Source organism: Streptomyces sp. NPDC052701 (genome assembly GCF_040678355.1).
Lineage (GTDB): Bacteria > Actinomycetota > Actinomycetes > Streptomycetales > Streptomycetaceae > Streptomyces.
In genome coordinates, this window is sequence record NZ_JBFATO010000008.1 from 80,184 (window position 1) to 98,656 (window position 18,473).

Below are 18,473 nucleotides of genomic sequence, written 5' to 3' on the forward strand. Positions count from 1 at the left end.
CCGCGCCCGGGACACCGGCAACCCGCCACCTCACCCACCCGTCCAGGAGGACCGCATGAGTACCGGACAACCCACCGTCCAGGGCCCGTTCGACCACCGCATGGCCGTGTTCGGCACCGACGACGGCTTCCTGGCCGCCGCCCTGCCCTTCCTCGCCGAAGGACTCGCGGCCCGGGACGAACCCCCGCCCGTGGCCGTCGCCGCCCCCGGCAACCTGGACCTGCTGCGCGACGCGCTCGGCGGCGACGCCCGGCACGTCACCTGCATCCCGCACACCGACTGGTACACCGGCTCCGCGGCCAACGCCGTCGCCCAGGCCGCCGGCCACCTCGCCGGGCACGCCGGTCCCGGCGGCCGCATCCACCTGCTGATGGAGCCCGACTGGAGCGGCCGCGCCGGGCGTTCGGCACGCGAGACCACCGAGTGGATCCGCTACGAGGCCCTCGCCAACCTCCTGTTCGCACCGGCCGCCACGACCGCCCTGTGCGCCTACGACACCCGCACCGCCGGCCCCGCCGTCGTCGCCGCCGCCCGCCGCGCCCACCCGGACACCGACGCGTACACGGACCCGCTGCGGCTCGTCGCCGAACTCGACGTCCCGCCGCTGCCGCCGCCCCCGGCCGACGCGCGGCCGCTGGCCGAGCCGCGCGTGGACGCCGTCCAGGCCTGGGCCGCCGGCCGGGGACTGCCCGCGGACCGGGCGGAGCTGTTCGCGACGGCGGTCGGCGAGACCGCGGCGGCCCTCGCCCCGCTCACCGGCCCCGCCCTGCTGTGGGGCGAGCCGCCCGCCTGCGTCTGCGAACTGCGCTCGGCGCGCCGCGTCGAGGACCCGCTCGCCGGCTTCGTCCCCCCGCCCGCCACCGGCCTGGAACCCGGCCAGGGCCTGTGGTACGCGCGCCAGGTGTGCGCGTACGTCGACATCCGCGACGACGCCGGGGGCGCCACGGTCCGCCTGCAGTACGCCTGAACGAGCCCGCCCCGCCTCCGTACGCGCAGGCAGGTACGGAAGCAGGTAGTCCTCCCCCTGCGGTGCCCCGGCCCCGCGGGCCACCCTGGGACCATGCTGCAACTCTCCGGGGGTCATCTCCCGGACCCCGAGGCCCGGTACGGTCCGTTCCCCCAGCCGCCCCTGGGAGCGGGCCACCTGAGCGTCGAGTACGACCCCCGCCCCTGCGCCGCCCGCGAGGCCCGCGCGGAGGTGAGGCGCCACCTGGAGCGGTGGGGACTGGCGGAGCGGGAGGAGGTGGCGGACGTGGCCGAGCTGCTCGTCGGCGAACTGGCCGCCAACGCCGTGCTGCACGCCGCGAGCCGCTTCAGGCTCACCCTGTTCGCCGCGCACGGCGTCCTGCGCTGCGAGGTCACCGACGCGGACCGCCGCGTCCCGCGCGTGCTGCGGGCCGGCCACGCGGAGAACGGCCGCGGGATGTTCCTGGTGGACGCGCTCGCCCAGCGCTGGGGCTGCCACCCGGACGGGCCGGGCAAGACCGTCTGGTTCGAGCTCGGCACGTGCGGATCGGACGGCTGCGGCCGGCGACAGCCGTAGGGTCCGCCCGTTCCGGCGCGTCCGGCCCGGTCCGGCGCGTCCGCCGCTCCACGCGGGCGCGCTCCCCCCGGCGATCGCGACTGGCGTCCCGCGCGTACGGGCATCGGGTGAAGATCCCGCACGCCCCCTTGTCCGGCCGGCGGCTTTGGGCTTTCTTGACCTGCATGGCGGACACCACGGGAAACACCAGGGACACCGAGGCCCCACACGACCATCAACCGCGCAAGGCGAGTTGGAAGCACATCGGACCGGGCATCGTCGTCGCCGCGACGGGCGTGGGCGCCGGCGACCTGGTCGCCACCCTCATCGCCGGCAGCAACTTCGGCTACACCCTGCTGTGGGCTGCGATCGTCGGCTGCCTGGTGAAGATCTCCCTCGCGGAGGCGGCCGGCCGCTGGCACCTGTCCACCGGCCGCACCCTGTTCGACGGCTGGGCGAGCCTCGGCCGCTGGACCACGTACTTCTTCGCGGCCTACGCCGTGATCTGGGGCTTCGTCTACGGCGCCGCGGCGATGTCGTCCAGCGCCCTGCCGCTGCAGGCCCTCTTCCCGGGGGTGATGGACCTGGAGTGGTGGGCGATCGCCTCCGGCCTGGTGGGCCTGGTCTTCGTCTGGTTCAACAAGTACGCGGTCTTCGAGAAGGTCATGACGGTCCTGGTGGGCGTCATGTTCGTGGTCACGGTCTACCTGGCGGTCCGGGTCACGCCCAACCTGCCCGACGCCCTCGCCGGCCTGCTGCCCGTCCTGCCCGACGAGAAGGACTCGGTCCTCAACACCCTGGGCCTGATCGGCGGCGTGGGCGGCACGATCACGCTCGCCGCCTACGGCTACTGGGTCAACGCCAAGGGCTGGACCGACACGGGCTGGATGAAGGTCATGCGCCTGGACAACCGCGTCGCCTACGCCACGACCGGCGTCTTCGTCGTCGCGATGCTCTTCGTCGGCGCGGAACTGCTCCACTCGGCGAACGTCGCCATCGCCGGCGGCGACAAGGGCCTGATCCAGCTCGGCGACATCCTGGAGGACGAGTACGGCACGGCGACCGCCAAGTTCTTCCTGATCGGCTTCTTCGCCACCTCCTTCACCTCCCTGATCGGCGTCTGGCACGGCGTGAGCCTGATGTTCGCGGACTTCGTGGCCCGGCAGCGGGACAGGGGCGCGGCGAAGGGCGAGGAGGTCGCCTCCGGCGCGCGCGAGCGCTCCTGGCCCTTCCGCGCCTACCTGCTCTGGCTGACCTTCCCCCCGATGATCCTCCTCTTCCAGGGCCAGCCCTTCCGCCTGATCGTCCTCTACGGCGTCCTGGGCGCGGCCTTCCTGCCGTTCCTGGCGGGCACGCTGCTCTGGCTCCTCAACTCCTCCCGCGTCCCGCGCCCGTGGCGCAACGGACCGGTCAGCAACGCGATGCTGGCCCTCGCGGGCCTGCTGTTCCTGGTCCTGTGCTTGAAGCAGGTGTGGGACCAGCCGTGGTCGGAGTTCTTCTAGGTCCTTCCGGGCCCTTCCGGACCGGTGGCGGCTCCCCGGCCGGGGAGCACGCGGGCGCCCGGCCCCCCCCCGCGGGGGAGCCGGGCGCCCGGCCGGTTCCGAGGCCGGTGAAGCCCCCGGCCCCTTGTCAGGTCGTCACGGCAGCGCGTGGACGTGCGGGCCCACCGCGTTCGACCACGCGTTGCCCGCCGTCGCGTCCCAGTTCGTCGACCACGTCATCGCGCCCCGCAGACCGGGGTAGGTCCGGGACGGCTTGAAGGTGCCGCAGTTGGTGCCCTTGGTCAGGCAGTCCAGGGCGTTGTTCACCACGGACGGGGACACGTACCCGCCGCCCGCCGCCCGCGTCGACGCCGGCAGGCCCAGGCCCACCTGGGACGGGGCGAGGCCGTTCTCCAGCTGGATGCAGGCCAGGGCGGTCAGGAAGTCCACGGAACCCTGGCTGTAGACCTTGCCGTCGCAGCCCAGCATCGAACCGCTGTTGTAGTACTGCATGTTGACGACCGTGAGGATGTCCTTCACGTTCAGCGCGGTCTGGAAGTAGGAGTTCGACGTCGACTGCATGTCGATCGTCTGCGGCGCCATCGTGAGGATCATCGACGGGCCCGCCTTCGCCGACAGCGCCCGCAGCGCCTGCGTCATGTACGTCGCGTTGAGGCCGTTCTCCAGGTCGATGTCGACGCCGTCGAAGCCGTACGTCCGCATCAGGGCGTGGACGCTGTCCGCGAAGTTCGCGGCGGAGGCCGCGTCGTTCACCGCGACCGTGCCGCGCTCGCCGCCGACCGAGATGATCACCTTCTTGCCGGCCGCCTGCTTGGCCCTGATGTCGGCCTTGAACTGGTCCACCGTGTAGCCGCCGAGGCCCGCGGAGTCGAGGGTGAAGGTGACCGCCCCCGGGGTGGAGGTCGCGTCCGCGAAGGCCACCGCGATGATGTCGTACTGGGAGGGCACGTCGGACAGCCTCTGGACGGTCGCGCCGTTGTCGAAGTTCTGCCAGTAGCCCGTCACCGCGTGCTTGGGAAGGCCCGTGCCGCCTCCGCCGTCCGAGGCCGCCGTGCGGCCCGTCACCGCCGCCGACCTCGCCGACTCGCCCGCCACGTTGGCCGCCGCGACCTGGAAGGAGTACGAGGTCGCGGCCGCCAGGCCGGTCACTGTCGCCGACGTGCCGGACACTGCCGCCACCTTCGTGCCGTCGCGGTAGACCGTGTAGCCGGTCGCGCCGGACACCGCGTTCCACGCCAGCGACACCGACGAGGACGTCGTGCCGGCGACGCGCAGCCCGCCCGGCGTGGCCGGGACCGTCGGGGCGGGGTCACCGCCGCCGCCCCCGTCGGGGCCGTACACCGACACGTCGTCGGCGTAGTACGCCGGCTGGCCATACCAGCCGTGCGTGTACACCGTCACCGAGGTCGTCGAGGAGCCGGTGGTGAAGCTCGTCGTCAGCTGCTTCCAGCTCGTCGAGTCCGGTGTCCAGGCCGACACGTCCGTCGTGCCCGTCCCGGTCACGCCGAGGTAGGCGTACCCGCCCTGCACCCAGGCGCTCAGCCGGTACGTGGAGCCGGGCTTCACCGCCACCGTCTGGCTGCACCGGGCGTTGTCCTGCCCGGACGGCGTCGCCTTCAGCGCGGCCGAGCCACTGTGCACCGGGGAGGAGACGGTGGTCCCGCTCCCGGCGGAACAGGTCCAGTCGCTCAGGCCGGACTCGAAGCCGGCGTTCCTGGCGTTGTCGACGTCGGCCGCCGCTGCCTGGTGGACGGTGGTGAGGGAGAGGGCGAGGGCGGCGGTGACGGCTCCCGACCAGATCCGTATCCGTCTGCGTGCGCGGTCCACTGGGACCTCCGGTGGGGGAGTGGGGATGGGGACGGCGGCCACCGCTGGACGTACAAGTTGGTCCAGACCAATTCATCTGTCAAGAGGTCCAGGCCGAACGGGACCGGGCGGGCGGGGGCGGCGACGGCCCCGCGGCACCCCGCGTCCGGGGCCCGGACGCGGGTCCGCCGTCAACTCCGTGCCCGGCCGTCCCCCGAAGCGGGCCGGCGAGATGCTCGACGTGCCCCGTTTTGGCGCACCTTGTGCACCGGCAGTTGGTCCTCAGCTACACAAACGCTGTTCTCCGGCCACAGAGCCGTGGATACAGTGCTGAGGTAGTCACGCAGTGAAGTCGACGGGGGTGGACCGGAGTCACGCCCGGTGGGCCGACGGGCATGGGGAAACGGGGAGCTGCGCGTGCCAACAGCCATTGCCGTGACCAGCGCCGACCTGGCGCTGCCACCACAGGACGAACGAACCCTGCCCGCCGCCGTGCTGCGGGACATCGACGCGCGGCCCCTCGACCAGGCGCTGGCCGACCTGCAGGTGCTGATCGAGCGGCACGGGCACGTGATCGTGGTCTGCCCGCGGGCCGCGCCCACCCCCGTGCAGCGGCGCCTGCACACCCTGCGCAACCTCCTGGAGAGCGACCGCGTCGCCCTGTTCCGCCCCGACCTGCCACCGCTCGGAACCGCCGTCCTGGTCCGCCAGTTGCGCCAGCTCGCGTCCTGCGACCTCAGCCCCGGCGTGCTCGCCTCGGCCGGCCGGCTGCTCGTCCACTACCTCCACTGCGGGGCGCTGCTCAACTCCGTCGCCCGCCTGGACCGGGTCCCCGTCGGCCTGAAGTCGCACGCCAAGTCCTGGGTCCCCGGAAGCCAGTTCGCCGTCCTCGCCCACCCCGAACCGCAGCTCGTCAGGATCGGCCCCGAGGCGAGGCTGACCGGGCCGGAGTTCGGCACCTGGATGCTGGTCGCCAAGGGCCAGCTCCAGTCCGACTGGGTCACCGGCACCCTCGCCCCGGCCTGGAACGTGCTCGGGCTGCGCGAGACCCCGCTGCCCGCCGACTCCCCGGACTGGTGGGGGACCGGCAGGCTGATCGAGTTCTGCACCTACCTGCCCGACCTGTCGGTCCTCTACCAGCTGGTCACGTCGGTGCGGCGCGGCACCTGCCACTGGTGCGGCATCGACGTCATCGGCGACCGGTGCGTGTTCTGCTCGGCCGCACCGCCCGCCCCCGAGAGCCCACGCGACACCCCCGGCGGCCGGCGCGACGGCCAGGGGACGCACCGCCGGGACCGGACGCCCGCCGGGTGAGCCCCGCACCACCGGATCCGCACCGCTCCCGTCCGCCCGACCGATATCCCCCAATGAGGTTGTACGGTTCATGAACTCCCGTCAGCGCCGCGGCGTGATACTCCTGCTCCTGTCGGTCCTGTGCGCCCTCGGCGCGTTCGCCGGCGTGCTGTCCGTCATCAACGACGTGAAGTCCAAGGTCGGCCCCGAGGTCACCGCGTACCGCCTCAAGACCGACGTGCCGCCCTACACCACCCTCGGCGCGGGTCAGTTCGAGAGGATCGAGATGCCCGAGCGGTGGCTGTCGCGGACCGCGGTCACCGATCTCGCCGACATCCGGGGCAAGATCGCCGTGACGACCCTGCACGAGGGCTCCCTGCTGCAGAAGGACATGATCGTCGACCGGCCCGCCCTGCGGCCCGGGCAGCAGGAGGTCGCCATCATGATCGACGCGGCGACCGGCGTGGCGGGGAAGATCACGCCCGGTGCCACGGTCAACGTGTACGCCACCTTCGAGGGGGAGCGTGAGGGCGCCCCCGCCCAGTCCAAGATCATCGTGACGAACGCCAGGGTCCTCGACGTCGGCGAACTCACCGGGCTCGAGCCGGACGAGAACGACCGGGGCCGGCAGCCCACCGACGCCGTCCCCATCACCTTCGCGCTGTCCGCCATCGACGCCCAGCGCATCACCTACGCCGAGTCGTTCGCCCAGCGGGTCCGGCTCGCGCTGGTCGCGCCCGGCGGCGACACGGCCGTCCCCGACAAGGACCGGACGTACGAACTCGCGAAGGACAAGTGAGAGGCCCGCAATGCCCACCAGGATCCTCCCGGCTGTCGGCGACGCGGACGCGGTCCGGTCCATCACGACCCTGCTCGCCCAGCTCCCGGACGCCGAGCCGGTGCCCCCGGTGGCCGACTCCACCCAGCTCGTCGACACCCTCGCGCGCCTGGCCGCCGAGTCCGTCGACGAACTGCCCGAGGTCGTGGTGGTGCACGAGCGGATCGGCCCGGTGCCCGCACTGGAGCTCGTCCGGGAGGTCGCCCTGCGCTTCCCGGCCGTCGGCGTCATCCTCGTCACCTCCGACGCGAGCCCCGGCCTCTTCCAGGCCGCCATGGACTACGGCGCCCGCGGCCTGGTCGCCCTGCCCCTGAGCTACGAGGAACTGGCCAGCCGCGTCCAGGCGGTCGCCCAGTGGTCGGCCGGCGTACGACGCCACCTGGGCTCCGGTGGCGACGTGTTCACCGGCGTCGGAGGCAGGGTCGTCACGGTGAGCGGGGCCAAGGGCGGCGTCGGCACCACCCTGACGGCCGTCCAGCTCGCCCTCGCCGCCCAGGCGTCGGGCCGCGGCACGGCACTGGTCGACATGGACCTCCAGACCGGCGACGTCGCCTCCTACCTGGACGTCCAGTTCCGCCGGTCCGTCGTCGACCTGGCGGCCATCACGGACATCTCGCCGCGCGTCCTGGCCGACGCCGTGTTCGGCCACGACACCGGGCTGGCCCTGCTGCTCGCCCCGGCCGAGGGTGAGCGCGGCGAGGAGGTCACCGACCGCGCCGCCCGCCAGATCGTCAGCGCCCTGCGCTCGCGCTACGAGGTCGTCGTCATCGACTGCGGCGCCCAGCTGAGCGGGGCCGGGGCCGCCGCCGTCGAGATGGCCGACACCGCCCTGCTGGTCACCACCCCGGACGTCGTGGCGGTGCGGGGCGCCAAGCGGGCGGTGCGGATGTGGGACCGGCTGCAGATCCGCAAGGCGGAGGAGACCACCGTCGTCGTCAACCGCCACACGCGCGCCACCGAGATCCAGCCGCCCCTCATCCGGAAGATCACCGGCACGGCCGTCGCGGCCACCGTGATCCCCGCCCACTTCAAGGAACTGCAGAGCGTCGTGGACGCGGGGCGCGTCCACGAACTGGAGAGCAGGAGCGCGGTGAAGCAGGCCCTGTGGGGCCTGGCGGGCGAGCTGGGCCTGGTGAGGGTTCCCGAAGGCGCCCAGCGGGCAGGCAGGTTCCGGGGCGACCGGGGATCGGTGGGCTTCCGGCGGCGGAAGGACGGTGGGGGATGAGCGGGCGCGTCCTCGCACGGGACCGTGACCGGGGCCAGGTCACGATCGAGTTCCTCGGCATGACACCGGTGATCGTCGTGACGCTGGTGGTGCTGTGGCAGCTCGTCCTGGTGGGCTACACGTTCACGCTCGCGGGCAACGCGGCGGACGAGGCGGTGCGGGCGGGGACGGCGGCGGCGCGGGGCGAGCGCGACGGCGCGTGCGAGGCCGCGGGGCGCGAGCACCTGTCGCAGGCCTGGCGGGGAGGCGCCGAGGTGGACTGCGGCGGCACCGGCTACGTGACGGCGGACGTGACGCTCAGGGTCCCCGTCCTCTTCCCCGGCGCCGTCGGCTTCCCGTTCGAGGTGCGCGGCCACGCCGGCGCGGTCGAGGAGGAGAAGGACTGAGATGCCCGACGACCGTGCGGACCGCGCGAGGCGCGACCGGGGCCAGGCCGCCATCGAGTACCTCGGGTTCCTGCCGATCCTGCTGATCGTCGCCCTGGCGGCCGTCCAGCTCGGCCTGATCGCGTACACGGCGCAGCAGGCGGGCACGGCGGCCCGGGCCGGGGCGCGCAGCGCCTCCCTGCGCGGCAGCGCCCAGGAGGCGTGCACGAGCGCGGTCAGCGGCTGGCTTGCCGACGGAACCACCTGTACCGGGGCGGCCGGGGGCGAGGAGGTCACCGTCACCGCCACCGTGGACATCCCGTCCGTCGTCCCCGGCTGGGAGTTCGGCCCGGCGCGCAAGAGGGCGACCATGCCGCTCGACCACTGACGCACGCAGCGACGAACGAGGAGCACCGGACCCATGAGCCTGCGGGCACGCATCAACCTCCCCGAGGAGAACGGCGGCCGGGGCGAGGACGGCCACCTGGTCGCCTCCTACCGGGCCAAGCTCCTGGAGGAGATCGACCTCGCGGAGATGGGCTCGCTGGCCGCGGCCGAGCGCAGGGCCCGGCTGGAGCGGGTCCTCGGGCACATCATCAGCCGCGAGGGACCGGTCCTGTCGACGGTGGAGCGCTCGCAGCTGATCCGCCGGGTGGTCGACGAGGCCCTGGGCCTGGGCATCCTGGAACCGCTGCTGGAGGACGCGTCGATCACCGAGATCATGGTGAACGGCCCGGACTCGATCTTCGTGGAGCGCGGCGGCCGCGTCGAGCAGCTGCCGCTGCGCTTCGCCTCCGACGACCAGCTCATGCAGACCATCGAGCGGATCGTCTCGACGGTCAACCGCCGGGTCGACGAGTCCAACCCGATGGTCGACGCCCGCCTCCCCTCCGGCGAGCGGGTCAACGTCATCATCCCGCCGCTGTCCCTGACCGGCGCCACCCTCACCATCCGCCGCTTCCCGCGCTCCTTCACGCTCCAGGAGCTGATCGGCCTGGGCTCGCTCGACGAGCACATGCTGTACCTGCTGGCGGGCCTGGTGCGGGCCAAGTTCAACGTCATCGTCTCGGGCGCGACCGGCACCGGCAAGACGACGCTGCTCAACGCCCTGTCCGGCCTCATCCCCGAGAGCGAACGCATCATCACCATCGAGGACTCGGCCGAACTCCAGCTCCAGCAGGCCCACGTGGTCCGGCTGGAGTCCCGTCCGCCCAACGTCGAGGGCAAGGGGCAGGTCACCATCCGCGACCTGGTGCGCAACTCGCTGCGCATGCGCCCCGACCGGATCGTGGTCGGCGAGGTCCGCGGCGGCGAGTCCCTCGACATGCTCCAGGCGATGTCGACCGGCCACGACGGCTCGCTGGCCACGGTGCACGCCAACAGCGCCGAGGACGCGCTGACGCGTCTGCAGACCCTGGCGTCGATGTCGGACGTGGAGGTCCCCTTCGTGGCGCTCCACGACCAGATCAACAGCGCCGTGGACGTCATCGTCCAGCTCACCCGCTTCGCCGACGGCGCCCGCCGCATCACCGAGATCGCCCTGCTCGACAGCCAGGGCAGCGACCCGTACCGGCTGGTGACCGTGGCCCGCTTCGCCGCCCGGCCGATGACGCCGGACGGCCGCGTCCACGGGACGTTCGAGTACTTCCCGCTCCCGCGCCGCACCGCCGACCGCCTCTACATGGCGAGCCAGCCCATCCCCCAGGCCTTCGGCGTCGCCCGGTCCGCGGACCAGTTGGCCACCAGAGAAGCCAGGTAGGAACCGTCCCCATGGAACTGCGAACCCTGATCGCGCTGACCACCGGCACCACCCTGCTGACCTGCGTCCTGGCGGTCGCGGGCGTGCACTCCTACGCCACCGGCCGGGCCAGGCGCCAGGCACTGGTCGACCGCCTGTCCGCCACCGGCCGGACGACGGCCGAGGGCCGCCCGCGCCGCTTCCGCGCCCTGGACCGCCGCCTGCGCCGCACCAGGGCGGGCAGGAAGCTGGAGCTGCGCCTGGCGGCGACGGGCCTGGACGTCACCCCCGGGGAGTTCTTCGTCTGCATGCTCGCCGCGGTCGCGGGCCTGTGGCTGGCCGGCCAGGCGGCCCTGGCCCCGTTCTTCGGCCCGCCGGCGGGACTGCTGGGGGCGTGGGCGGCGGTGCAGTTCCTCAACTGGCAGCGCCAGAAGCGCATCGAGAAGTTCATCAACCAGCTTCCCGAGATGGCGCGCATCCTGGCCAACGCCACCCAGGCGGGCCTGGCCCTGCGCACCGCGATCGGGATGGCGGCGGAGGAGCTGGAGGCGCCGGCGGGCGAGGAGCTCGGCAAGGTCTCCGCCCAGCTGGCGATGGGCGCCTCCATGGAGGACGCGCTGGGGGAGCTGGCGGACCGGCTGCCCTCGCGCGAACTGGTCGTCCTGGTCACCACGCTGGTGCTGTCCAACCGGGCGGGCGGCCAGGTGGTGAGCGCGCTGCGCAACCTGACCGAGACGCTGGAGGAGCGCAAGGAGACCCGGCGGGAGGTCCGCACCCAGCTCTCGCAGGTCACCATGACGTCGTACGCCGTCCCGGCGCTCGGCGTCGGCTCCCTGTTCCTCATGGACGGCGTCCAGGACGGTGCCCTGGAGCGCATGACGGGATCCCCGGCCGGGCAGGCGGCCGTGATCGTCGCGTTCGCGCTGTACGCCGTCGGCTTCCTCCTCATCCGCCGCCTGTCCCGCATCGACGTCTGAGACCGGGAGGACATCCGATGGGACTTCTGCTCGCCCTGCTCATGGGCCTGAGCGTCTGGGGCGTGTTCGCCGGCGTCCGCATGTACCGGGCCGAGGTCAAGCTGCCCGGCGACCTCGCGCTGGCCCTGGAGATCGGCTCCACCCGCACCGGCGCGGTGGACTCGCTGGTCGACCGCCTGGGCATGCGGTACGCGCCCGCCGTGCTGCGGCTGATGGGGCCCAAGCAGGTGGCCAGGTACCGCCGCAGGATCGACCTGGCGGGCAACCCCGGCGGCCTGACGATCGACCGCTACGCCGCCCGGCGCGCGGTCTACGGCTTCCTGGGCGGCGTCGGCTTCCTGGTCTTCCTGATGCGGGGCCAGCTCCTGGTGGCCCTGCTCCTGCTCGCCTTCGGCGCGTTCTGGACCGAGGTCGGCATCTGGGCGGCCGTCCGCATCCGCAGGGACGAGATCGAACGGACCCTGCCGGACTTCCTGGACGTCCTGGCCGTGGTGGTCAGCGCGGGCCTGGGCTTCCGCCAGGCCCTGGACCGGGTCGCGTCGAGGTACGAGGGCCCCTGGGCGGACGAACTGCGCATCACCCTGCGCCAGATGGACCTCGGCATGAGCCGCCGCCAAGCTTTCGCGGAGCTGCGGCGCAGGAACGACTCCGAGCAGGTCGCGATGTTCGTGACGGCGCTGCAGCAGGGCGAGGAACTGGGCGCGCCGATCGTCGACACGCTGGTCGCCCTCGCCAAGGACATGCGCCGTACGGACGCGCAGAACGCCCGCCGCAAGGCGGCCCGCGCGGTCCCCAAGGCCACCATGATGATCACCACCTTCATGGTCCCGGCCACGATGATCCTCCTCGGCGCCGGACTGATCCTCGGCTCCGGCACCGACTTCGGCTCGATCACGGGCGAGTAGACGGGCGGGTGACGGCCATGTCGACCACCACACCGGTGACCACACCGACGACCACTTCGGCGACCGCACCGACGACCACTTCGGTGACTGCACCGGCGTCGAAGCGGCGGGCCGGGCTGCGGCGCCGTCGGCCCGGGAGGGCACAGACCGCGACGCCGCCGGGCGTCCCCGGACAGCCGGGGCCGACACCGCCCTCGGGAGACGCACCTGAGCCGGCGTCGGCGCCGGAGCCGTCACCGGGACCGGCGCCGTCGCCGGAGCCCCCGACCGCACGGTCCGGCCCCGCCCGGCCCCCCGCCACTTGCGAGGGGATCGGGCAGGGGCCGCCCGCACCGGCGGACCCGCCCAAGGACCCCACCATCCCCCTCCAGGTCAACGCCCTGCAGGCCCTGTGCCGCCAGGTCTTCGGCTTCCGCCTGGCCATGATCGCCCTGGCCGCCCCCGCCGCCCTCCTCAACGCCGCCCCGGGCCTCGGCTCCCGCCTGGTGGCCGCGGCGGTGGTCGTCACCTTCATGGGTTCCTACCTCCTCTTCCGCGACTGGGAACGCTTCGGCCCCCTCCTGCTGCGCCACCCCGCGCTCCTGGCGGCGGACACCCTCTTCGGCTCCCTGCTCCTGATCTCCGCGGGCCCGGACACCACCCTCGCCTACGTCAGTGTCTGCACCCCCCTCCTCGCCGGCATCGTCTACGGCTGGCGGGCGGCGGCCTGCTTCGCCTCCCTGCAGTCGGTGATCCTGCTGCTGGTGTACGCCGGCCGGCAGGACGTGCAGGCGAGCGTCGCGGAGGCCTCGCTCCTGCCCGGCCTGTGCGTCATCGTCGGAGCCGTGGGGTCGGGCCTGCGCAACCTGATGCTCCGCTTCGGCGAGGCCACCCAGGCCCTGACGACGGTCCAGGCCCGCCTCGCCGCCACGGAGGCGGTGAGCGCCGAACGCGCCCGGCTGGCCCGCGAGATGCACGACTCGGTCGCCAAGACCCTGCACGGCGTGGCCCTGGTGGCCGACGGCCTGGCCCGCTCGGCGGGCACCGGCCGCGCGGACCCGGCCCTGGTGCGGCAGCAGGCCGAACTGGTCGCCCGCTCGGCGCGCCGGGCCGCGGCCGAGTCCCGCGAACTCCTCGCCGACCTGCGCCGCGAGTCCGACCCGGCGCAGGGCACGGACGTCTTCGCCGAACTCACCGCCCGTACCGCCGACTTCAGCACCCGCACCGGCTTACCGGCCACCTGCCGTCCCACCGGTGACCACGCGATCCCGCCGGTTCCGCCCGCGGTGGCCCGCCAGCTCCTCACCATCGTCTCCGAAGCCATGGAGAACGCCCACCGCCACGCGGCACCCACCCGCGTCGAGGTCCGGGCGGGCGTCCACGGCGACCTGCTCCGCGTCAGCGTGTACGACGACGGCCGCGGCCTGCCGCCGGGCACCACCCTCGAACTGCTCCGCCGGACCGGCCACTTCGGCCTGGTCGGCATGGTCGAGCGGGCCGCCTCGCTGGGAGCCCGCATCCGCATCGGCCGCGGCGCCCGCCCCCGGGGCACGGAGGTCCGCCTGGACCTCCCCCTGGCCGCCCTGACGACCCCGGCCCCGGCCCCGTGAACAGCGTCCCCTTCCCCCACGACCCGAGAGGAGGCCGCCCCGTGCCGGACCAGACGACTCCGCAGGCCCACCCCGGCGGCCGGCAGACACCGTCGCACAGCCCCTTCGAGGCGCTCGCGCCCCCGGCGCCGCTCCGGGTCGTGGTCGCCGACGACAACCCGGTCGTGCGCGCCGGCCTCACCGCCCTGCTCTCCGGCCGCGAGGACATCTCGGTCGTGGCCGAGGCCGCCGACGGCCGCCAGGCCTGCGAGGCGACCCACCGGCACCGCCCCGACGTCGTCCTCCTGGACGTCCGCATGCCCGGCGTGGACGGCATCTCCGCCCTGCCGTACCTCGTGCGGATCGCCCCCGTGGTGATGCTCACGTACAGCAGGGAGCAGGAGATCGTCCAGGAGGCCCTCCGCAGGGGGGCGAACGGCTACCTCGTCCACGGCGAGTTCACGGCGGACCAACTGGTCGCGGCCGTACGGGACATCCGCCGGGGCAGGCCCCATCTCACCCCCACGGCGGCGGGCGCCCTGCTGGCCCAACTCCGCCGGAGCCCGGCACCACCGGGCCCGCCACTGCCGGAGGGCCTGGGACAGGAGAATGCGACCGCATACGATAATTCCGCATCCCTTCCCTCGCATACTCACCCTCAACAACCGTCTCTGGTAGGGAATTTACCCTCCACCTTCCCCTCATCGGGGCATACTTCTGCGGAAAACCTTTCGCAACTGCAACCGAATGTGGGACAGTCGTCCTCGGCGGTGAACGGCCGCCCGGCCGCTCCCGACAGATCGCGGTACCGGCTGAGCACGAGGGAGGCGGAGATCATGGACCTCATCGCGTCCGGCATGAACAACCAGCAGATCGCCGCCGCCTGCTTCATCAGCGAGAAGACGGTCAAGAACCACATCAACCGCATCTTCGCCAAGCTCCACAGCACCAGCCGCTCCGAGGCGGCCGCCAAGTGGCTGGGGACGGCGCCGGGTCCGGGACGAGGGGTGGGGTGACCCACGGTGACGGCGAGGGGGAGCAGGACGGCTGCGTGGGCCCGGCGTTGGGCCCAGGGACCCTGTGGGAAGCGGGGTGTTTCGGCGTACGTTGCTCACGTCGAATGCGGCATCGCCGAACCCGGAGGGGAACACCATGAGCAACTGGATCAACACCACGGTCGCGTACTTCCAGTCCCGGGCCGCCCGGAACGACAAGGGCCAGACCGCGGTGGAGTACCTGGGGATCATCGCGGTGGTGGTGGCGATCATTCTGGTCCTTCTCGGCACGGATTTCGGCGGCACGATCGCCGACGCGATCACATCAAAGATCGGCGAAATCACAGGCTGATGCGCTGGCACAACCACGGCGATGAAGGGCAGGCCTTCCCCATCTACATCACAGTGGTGGGGGGCCTGCTCTTCCTCGCGTTCGCCTATTTTGCGGTCGGTCAGGCCGCTGTGAATCGAAACGGTGCACAGACGGCCGCCGACGCGGCGGCCCTCGCAGCGGCGCAGGACACCCGGGACCAGCTTGCGGGCAAGTGGGTGGAGGACCTCCTCGACCCAACCAAGTGGGAGGGCATCTTCGAGGGCGACCTGCCGGGTGACTCATGCTGGCGCGCGCACCAGCTCGCTGCGCAGAACGATGCCGGTGTACAGGGCTGTGACCGGACGGCGCCGCTGCGCTACGAGGTCGAAGTCCGGACCAACAAGTCCGTGGGAAACTCGATCATCCCAGGAACGGAAGACGAAAAGTCCCGTGCATTTGCCGCTGCTGTGATCGAGCGTCGTTGCGTCTTCGAACTACCTGGTGGCGTGGCGGACGACGTACTGCCGCAGTTGGAGTGCAGGGGGGGCAGGGTCTGGGAGCTGGACCCGGACGATCTCACCGTTCTTCCGAAACCCGAGGACCTCTTCGACGTCCATCTGGTCGACTGACAAGCGAACGACGAGTGAAGAAGGAAGCAGAGTCATGAGCATTCGGTTCACCGCGAAGACCCGCAAGGGGATGGTCGCGCTGGCCGTTGCGGCTGGACTGGCCCTCGGGGTGGCCGGCTGTGGCGGCGGTGGCGACGACGAGAAGCCGGAGAAGTCCACGTCCGCCTCCAAGGACAGTGGAACGAAGCCGAGTGCTCATGAGGGGCAGTCAGACGATCCCTTGGCGGAGTTGAAGGGCTCGGACGGACTGGCACTTCAGGTGATGTCCGCTACGCGTGACTCCGGCGGTTTCGTCACCGTCAATGGCGTGTTGAAGAACGACAGTGGCAAGGCAGCCACGGTGCCGTCTGCGTTGCGGGGAAACGAGACCGAGGTCATCGCGCATGGCAGGTCGCTCGGCGGAGCGACCCTCGTGGACGGCAGAGAGAAGAAACGCTACTACGTGCTGCGGGACACGGAGGGACGGCCGCTCACAACTACAGGCCTCAATATGCTCAAGGCGGGTCAGGCCCTTGCGGTCTTCATGCAATTCCCGGCCCCGCCGTTGAGTACCACTGAGGTCACTCTGCAACTGCCGACTTTTTCCGCTGCCGCGATCGAAATTTCCGGGTGAGTCCGGCCATGACCGTCACCCGCACCCCGGCCCGAGCGGGAACCCCCCGACTCGCCCTGACCCTCACCGTTGCCACCGTCATGGTCGCCACCGGCGTCTTCGGTGCCGCGGCGGCTCACGCCGAGGACGGTCCCAGTGTTCCGCCCGGTACGGAGGCGACGGCTGCCGCGCCCGTCGAGGTCGATCCCAACGACCCGGACCTGAAGCTGCCGGACGGGGCCACCCTCGCCGAAGCCAAGGTCCTCGACATCAAGCAGGTCGTCGAGGACCAGAGCGGGGACGAACGCCGGGAGGACACCAACGCCGACGTCAAGTTCGCCCTCCAGGCCGAAGTCCTGTTCGGCAAGGACAGTGCGAGGCTCAGTGCCCAGGCGAGGGCGCGGATCGGGGCGATCGCCGAGGAGATCAAGACCCAGAACGCGACGAAGGTCCGGGTCTTCGGCTTCACGGACGACCTCGGCTCCTCCGCCCACGGCGACGTCCTGTCCAAGCGGCGGGCCGACGCCGTGCACAACGTCCTGAGCCAGGAGCTCGACGACGCCGGCGTCACCTACGAGGTACGCGGCTACGGCGAGCAGTACCCGATCGCCGACAACTCCACGGAGGCCGGCCGCAAGAAGAACCGCCGGGTCGAGGTCTCCTTCCCGCGCACCGGGAGCTGACCCGCCCCGGGGACGGCCCGGACGCACGCCCGCACCGGCCGACCGGGCCGCCCCGCTCCGCTATCCGCCCTCCACCTCCACCTCCACCCGCGCCCCGGCCCGCACCCCCCACTGCGCCATCGCCCCGGCCGCGGCCTCCAGCACGTGCCGGGCCCGGGGGCGGGGCAGCCCGAGCCGCCCCGGCCGCATGGTGCGTACCGTGACGACGGTGAGGTGCCGGTCGAGGTAGGCGACGTCGATGGGCATGCGCATACGGAAGGTGTGCACGCTGTTGGCCGGGGAGAGCAGCAGGGCCCCCTCGACGGAGTCCCGGCCCAACAGCCCTTTGGTGCGGGCCCGGTAGGAGGCCGCGATCTCCAGCGGCACGCTCACGGGCGCCGCCCCGCCCCCCGCGTGCACGACCAGCTTCCCCCGCCCGTCCCGCCACCGCTTCCCCATGCGCAGCCCCTTCGGCCGTCCCGCCCGCTGTCGGGACCGAACGTATCCACGGTGAGCGGGCCGCGCACGGCCTCCGCGGACCCCGCGGGAAAGAAACGGTTGTGCGGGCGTGCGGCGGGACAGGAAACGTGCATGACCGCACTCGGCGCCGTTTTCCGCCCCCAGTTGTCCCCCGAACGGCTGCGCTCCGTCGCCCGGCTCGCCGACGGGACCGGACTCGAGGAGCTGTGGCTGTGGGAGGACTGCTTCCTGGAGGGAGGGATCTCGACGGCCGCCGCCGCGCTCGCCTGGACCGAGCGGGTGCGGGTCGGGGTCGGGCTGCTGCCGGTGCCGTTGCGCAACGTCGCCGTCACCGCGATGGAGGTCGCCACGCTGCACCGGATGTTCCCGGGCCGGGCGCGCGTCGGGGTCGGGCACGGGGTGCAGGACTGGATGGGACAGGTCGGGGCCCGGGCCGAGTCACCGGTGACGCTGCTGCGTGAGTACGTCGTCGCCCTGCGGGCCCTGCTGCGCGGAGAGCGGGTGACGACCGGCGGGCGGTACGTCAGGCTCGACGACGTCGCGCTCGGCTGGCCGCCGCCCGGCGGTGCCGAGGTGCTCGTCGGCGCCGTGGGCCCGCGCACCACACGGCTGTCCGGCGAGGTCGCCGACGGCACGGTCCTCAGCGAGGTCACACCGCCCGACGGCGTCCGCCGGGCTCGCGGACTCATCGACGAGGGCCGCCGGGCCGCCGGCCGCACGGAGCCGCACAGGGTCGTCGCCTACGTCCTCACCGCCACCGGACCCGGCGCCCCCGACCGGCTGCGCGCCGAACTGGCCGCCAAGGGCCTCGCCGACGTCCCCGGCCTCGGCGTCGCCGGGGACGCCGAGGCCGTCGCCGAAGCCGTACGGCGGCTCGCCGACGCCGGCGCGGACACGGTGGTCCTGGAGCCGACGGGCGACGAACCCGACCCCGAGGGTTTCGTGCGGTTCGCGGCGGAGCAGGTGCGACCGCTGGTGCCGTAGCCGTCAGCCGTCGGATTCCAGCCGTCAGCCCTCACGGTCGTCCTCGCGGTCACGACCGTGGTCGCGGTCGCGGGCCGCC

20 protein-coding genes are annotated in these 18,473 nt (G+C 72.7%); 18 read left to right on the forward strand and 2 right to left on the reverse strand.

The genetic code is table 11. The annotated features are described in order from the left end of the window. Positions 1–55 precede the first annotated feature (55 nt). The 3 genes from AB0L29_RS12405 (at position 56) to AB0L29_RS12415 (ending at position 3,024) form a co-directional block, all read left to right on the forward strand. Entirely contained in the window at positions 56–967 is a 912-nt protein-coding gene (locus AB0L29_RS12405) for an MEDS domain-containing protein (RefSeq protein WP_365826138.1), read from the forward strand. Between the two features lie 93 nt (positions 968–1,060). After that, complete coding sequence (locus tag AB0L29_RS12410; RefSeq protein WP_365826139.1) at positions 1,061–1,543, forward strand: ATP-binding protein; 483 nt, start codon at positions 1,061–1,063, stop codon at positions 1,541–1,543. Between the two features lie 164 nt (positions 1,544–1,707). Continuing rightward, positions 1,708–3,024 carry an Nramp family divalent metal transporter gene (locus tag AB0L29_RS12415; RefSeq protein ID WP_365826141.1) on the forward strand — a complete coding sequence of 439 codons (1,317 nt, stop codon included), beginning with the start codon at positions 1,708–1,710 and terminating at the stop codon, positions 3,022–3,024. Positions 3,025–3,159: 135 nt separating this feature from the next. On the opposite strand, the gene AB0L29_RS12420 is transcribed toward AB0L29_RS12415, so the two are convergent. Then, on the reverse strand, positions 3,160–4,851 hold the full coding sequence (locus AB0L29_RS12420) for a glycoside hydrolase family 18 protein (RefSeq protein ID WP_365826143.1): 1,692 nt from the start codon (positions 4,849–4,851) through the stop codon (positions 3,160–3,162). 396 nt (positions 4,852–5,247) lie between these two features. On the opposite strand from AB0L29_RS12420, the gene AB0L29_RS12425 reads away from it, so the two are divergent. The 14 genes from AB0L29_RS12425 to AB0L29_RS12490 all read left to right on the forward strand — a co-directional run bounded on the left by AB0L29_RS12425 (position 5,248) and on the right by AB0L29_RS12490 (position 16,951). Next, positions 5,248–6,144 carry a hypothetical protein gene (locus AB0L29_RS12425; RefSeq protein WP_365826145.1) on the forward strand — a complete coding sequence of 299 codons (897 nt, stop codon included), beginning with the start codon at positions 5,248–5,250 and terminating at the stop codon, positions 6,142–6,144. Positions 6,145–6,214: 70 nt separating this feature from the next. Further along, entirely contained in the window at positions 6,215–6,922 is a 708-nt protein-coding gene (cpaB, locus tag AB0L29_RS12430) for a Flp pilus assembly protein CpaB (RefSeq protein WP_365826147.1), read from the forward strand. A 10-nt stretch (positions 6,923–6,932) separates the two neighbouring features. Then, positions 6,933–8,186 carry an AAA family ATPase gene (locus AB0L29_RS12435; protein WP_365826149.1) on the forward strand — a complete coding sequence of 418 codons (1,254 nt, stop codon included), beginning with the start codon at positions 6,933–6,935 and terminating at the stop codon, positions 8,184–8,186. Then, positions 8,183–8,572 carry a pilus assembly protein gene (locus tag AB0L29_RS12440; RefSeq protein WP_365826151.1) on the forward strand — a complete coding sequence of 130 codons (390 nt, stop codon included), beginning with the start codon at positions 8,183–8,185 and terminating at the stop codon, positions 8,570–8,572. The genes AB0L29_RS12435 and AB0L29_RS12440 overlap by 4 nt, the downstream gene beginning before the upstream one ends. Before the next feature lies 1 nt (position 8,573). After that, positions 8,574–8,939: a TadE/TadG family type IV pilus assembly protein gene (locus AB0L29_RS12445; protein WP_365826153.1), complete on the forward strand. Its 366-nt coding sequence runs from the start codon at positions 8,574–8,576 to the stop codon at positions 8,937–8,939. Positions 8,940–8,972: 33 nt separating this feature from the next. After that, positions 8,973–10,310, forward strand: coding sequence for a CpaF family protein (locus tag AB0L29_RS12450; RefSeq protein ID WP_365826155.1), 1,338 nt, complete (start codon positions 8,973–8,975; stop codon positions 10,308–10,310). Positions 10,311–10,321: 11 nt separating this feature from the next. Next, entirely contained in the window at positions 10,322–11,266 is a 945-nt protein-coding gene (locus AB0L29_RS12455; RefSeq protein ID WP_365826157.1) for a type II secretion system F family protein, read from the forward strand. Between the two features lie 17 nt (positions 11,267–11,283). After that, positions 11,284–12,171 carry a DUF5936 domain-containing protein gene (locus AB0L29_RS12460; protein ID WP_365826159.1) on the forward strand — a complete coding sequence of 296 codons (888 nt, stop codon included), beginning with the start codon at positions 11,284–11,286 and terminating at the stop codon, positions 12,169–12,171. 83 nt (positions 12,172–12,254) lie between these two features. Beyond that, a complete protein-coding gene (locus AB0L29_RS12465) occupies positions 12,255–13,760 on the forward strand; it encodes a histidine kinase (protein ID WP_365826378.1) in 1,506 nt (501 codons plus the stop codon). Positions 13,761–13,801: 41 nt separating this feature from the next. Beyond that, positions 13,802–14,755 carry a response regulator transcription factor gene (locus AB0L29_RS12470; protein WP_365826161.1) on the forward strand — a complete coding sequence of 318 codons (954 nt, stop codon included), beginning with the start codon at positions 13,802–13,804 and terminating at the stop codon, positions 14,753–14,755. 136 nt (positions 14,756–14,891) lie between these two features. Beyond that, positions 14,892–15,086, forward strand: a complete 195-nt coding sequence (locus AB0L29_RS12475; RefSeq protein ID WP_365826162.1) for a hypothetical protein — start codon at positions 14,892–14,894, stop codon at positions 15,084–15,086. Beyond that, on the forward strand, positions 15,086–15,676 hold the full coding sequence (locus tag AB0L29_RS12480; protein WP_365826164.1) for a pilus assembly protein TadG-related protein: 591 nt from the start codon (positions 15,086–15,088) through the stop codon (positions 15,674–15,676). The genes AB0L29_RS12475 and AB0L29_RS12480 overlap by 1 nt, the downstream gene beginning before the upstream one ends. 34 nt (positions 15,677–15,710) lie before the next feature. After that, positions 15,711–16,289 carry a hypothetical protein gene (locus AB0L29_RS12485; RefSeq protein ID WP_365826166.1) on the forward strand — a complete coding sequence of 193 codons (579 nt, stop codon included), beginning with the start codon at positions 15,711–15,713 and terminating at the stop codon, positions 16,287–16,289. Between the two features lie 8 nt (positions 16,290–16,297). Continuing rightward, the gene (locus AB0L29_RS12490; protein WP_365826168.1) at positions 16,298–16,951 is read left to right on the forward strand and encodes an OmpA family protein; all 654 of its coding nucleotides are present in this window, start codon (positions 16,298–16,300) and stop codon (positions 16,949–16,951) included. Between the two features lie 60 nt (positions 16,952–17,011). Here the strand turns inward: AB0L29_RS12490 and AB0L29_RS12495 are convergent, their stop codons facing one another. Continuing rightward, positions 17,012–17,389: a DUF192 domain-containing protein gene (locus AB0L29_RS12495; RefSeq protein ID WP_365826170.1), complete on the reverse strand. Its 378-nt coding sequence runs from the start codon at positions 17,387–17,389 to the stop codon at positions 17,012–17,014. Positions 17,390–17,521: 132 nt separating this feature from the next. Here AB0L29_RS12495 and AB0L29_RS12500 point away from each other — a divergent pair, with 132 nt between their 5' ends. After that, positions 17,522–18,394: an LLM class flavin-dependent oxidoreductase gene (locus tag AB0L29_RS12500; RefSeq protein WP_365826172.1), complete on the forward strand. Its 873-nt coding sequence runs from the start codon at positions 17,522–17,524 to the stop codon at positions 18,392–18,394. The last annotated feature ends 79 nt before the right edge of the window (positions 18,395–18,473 follow it).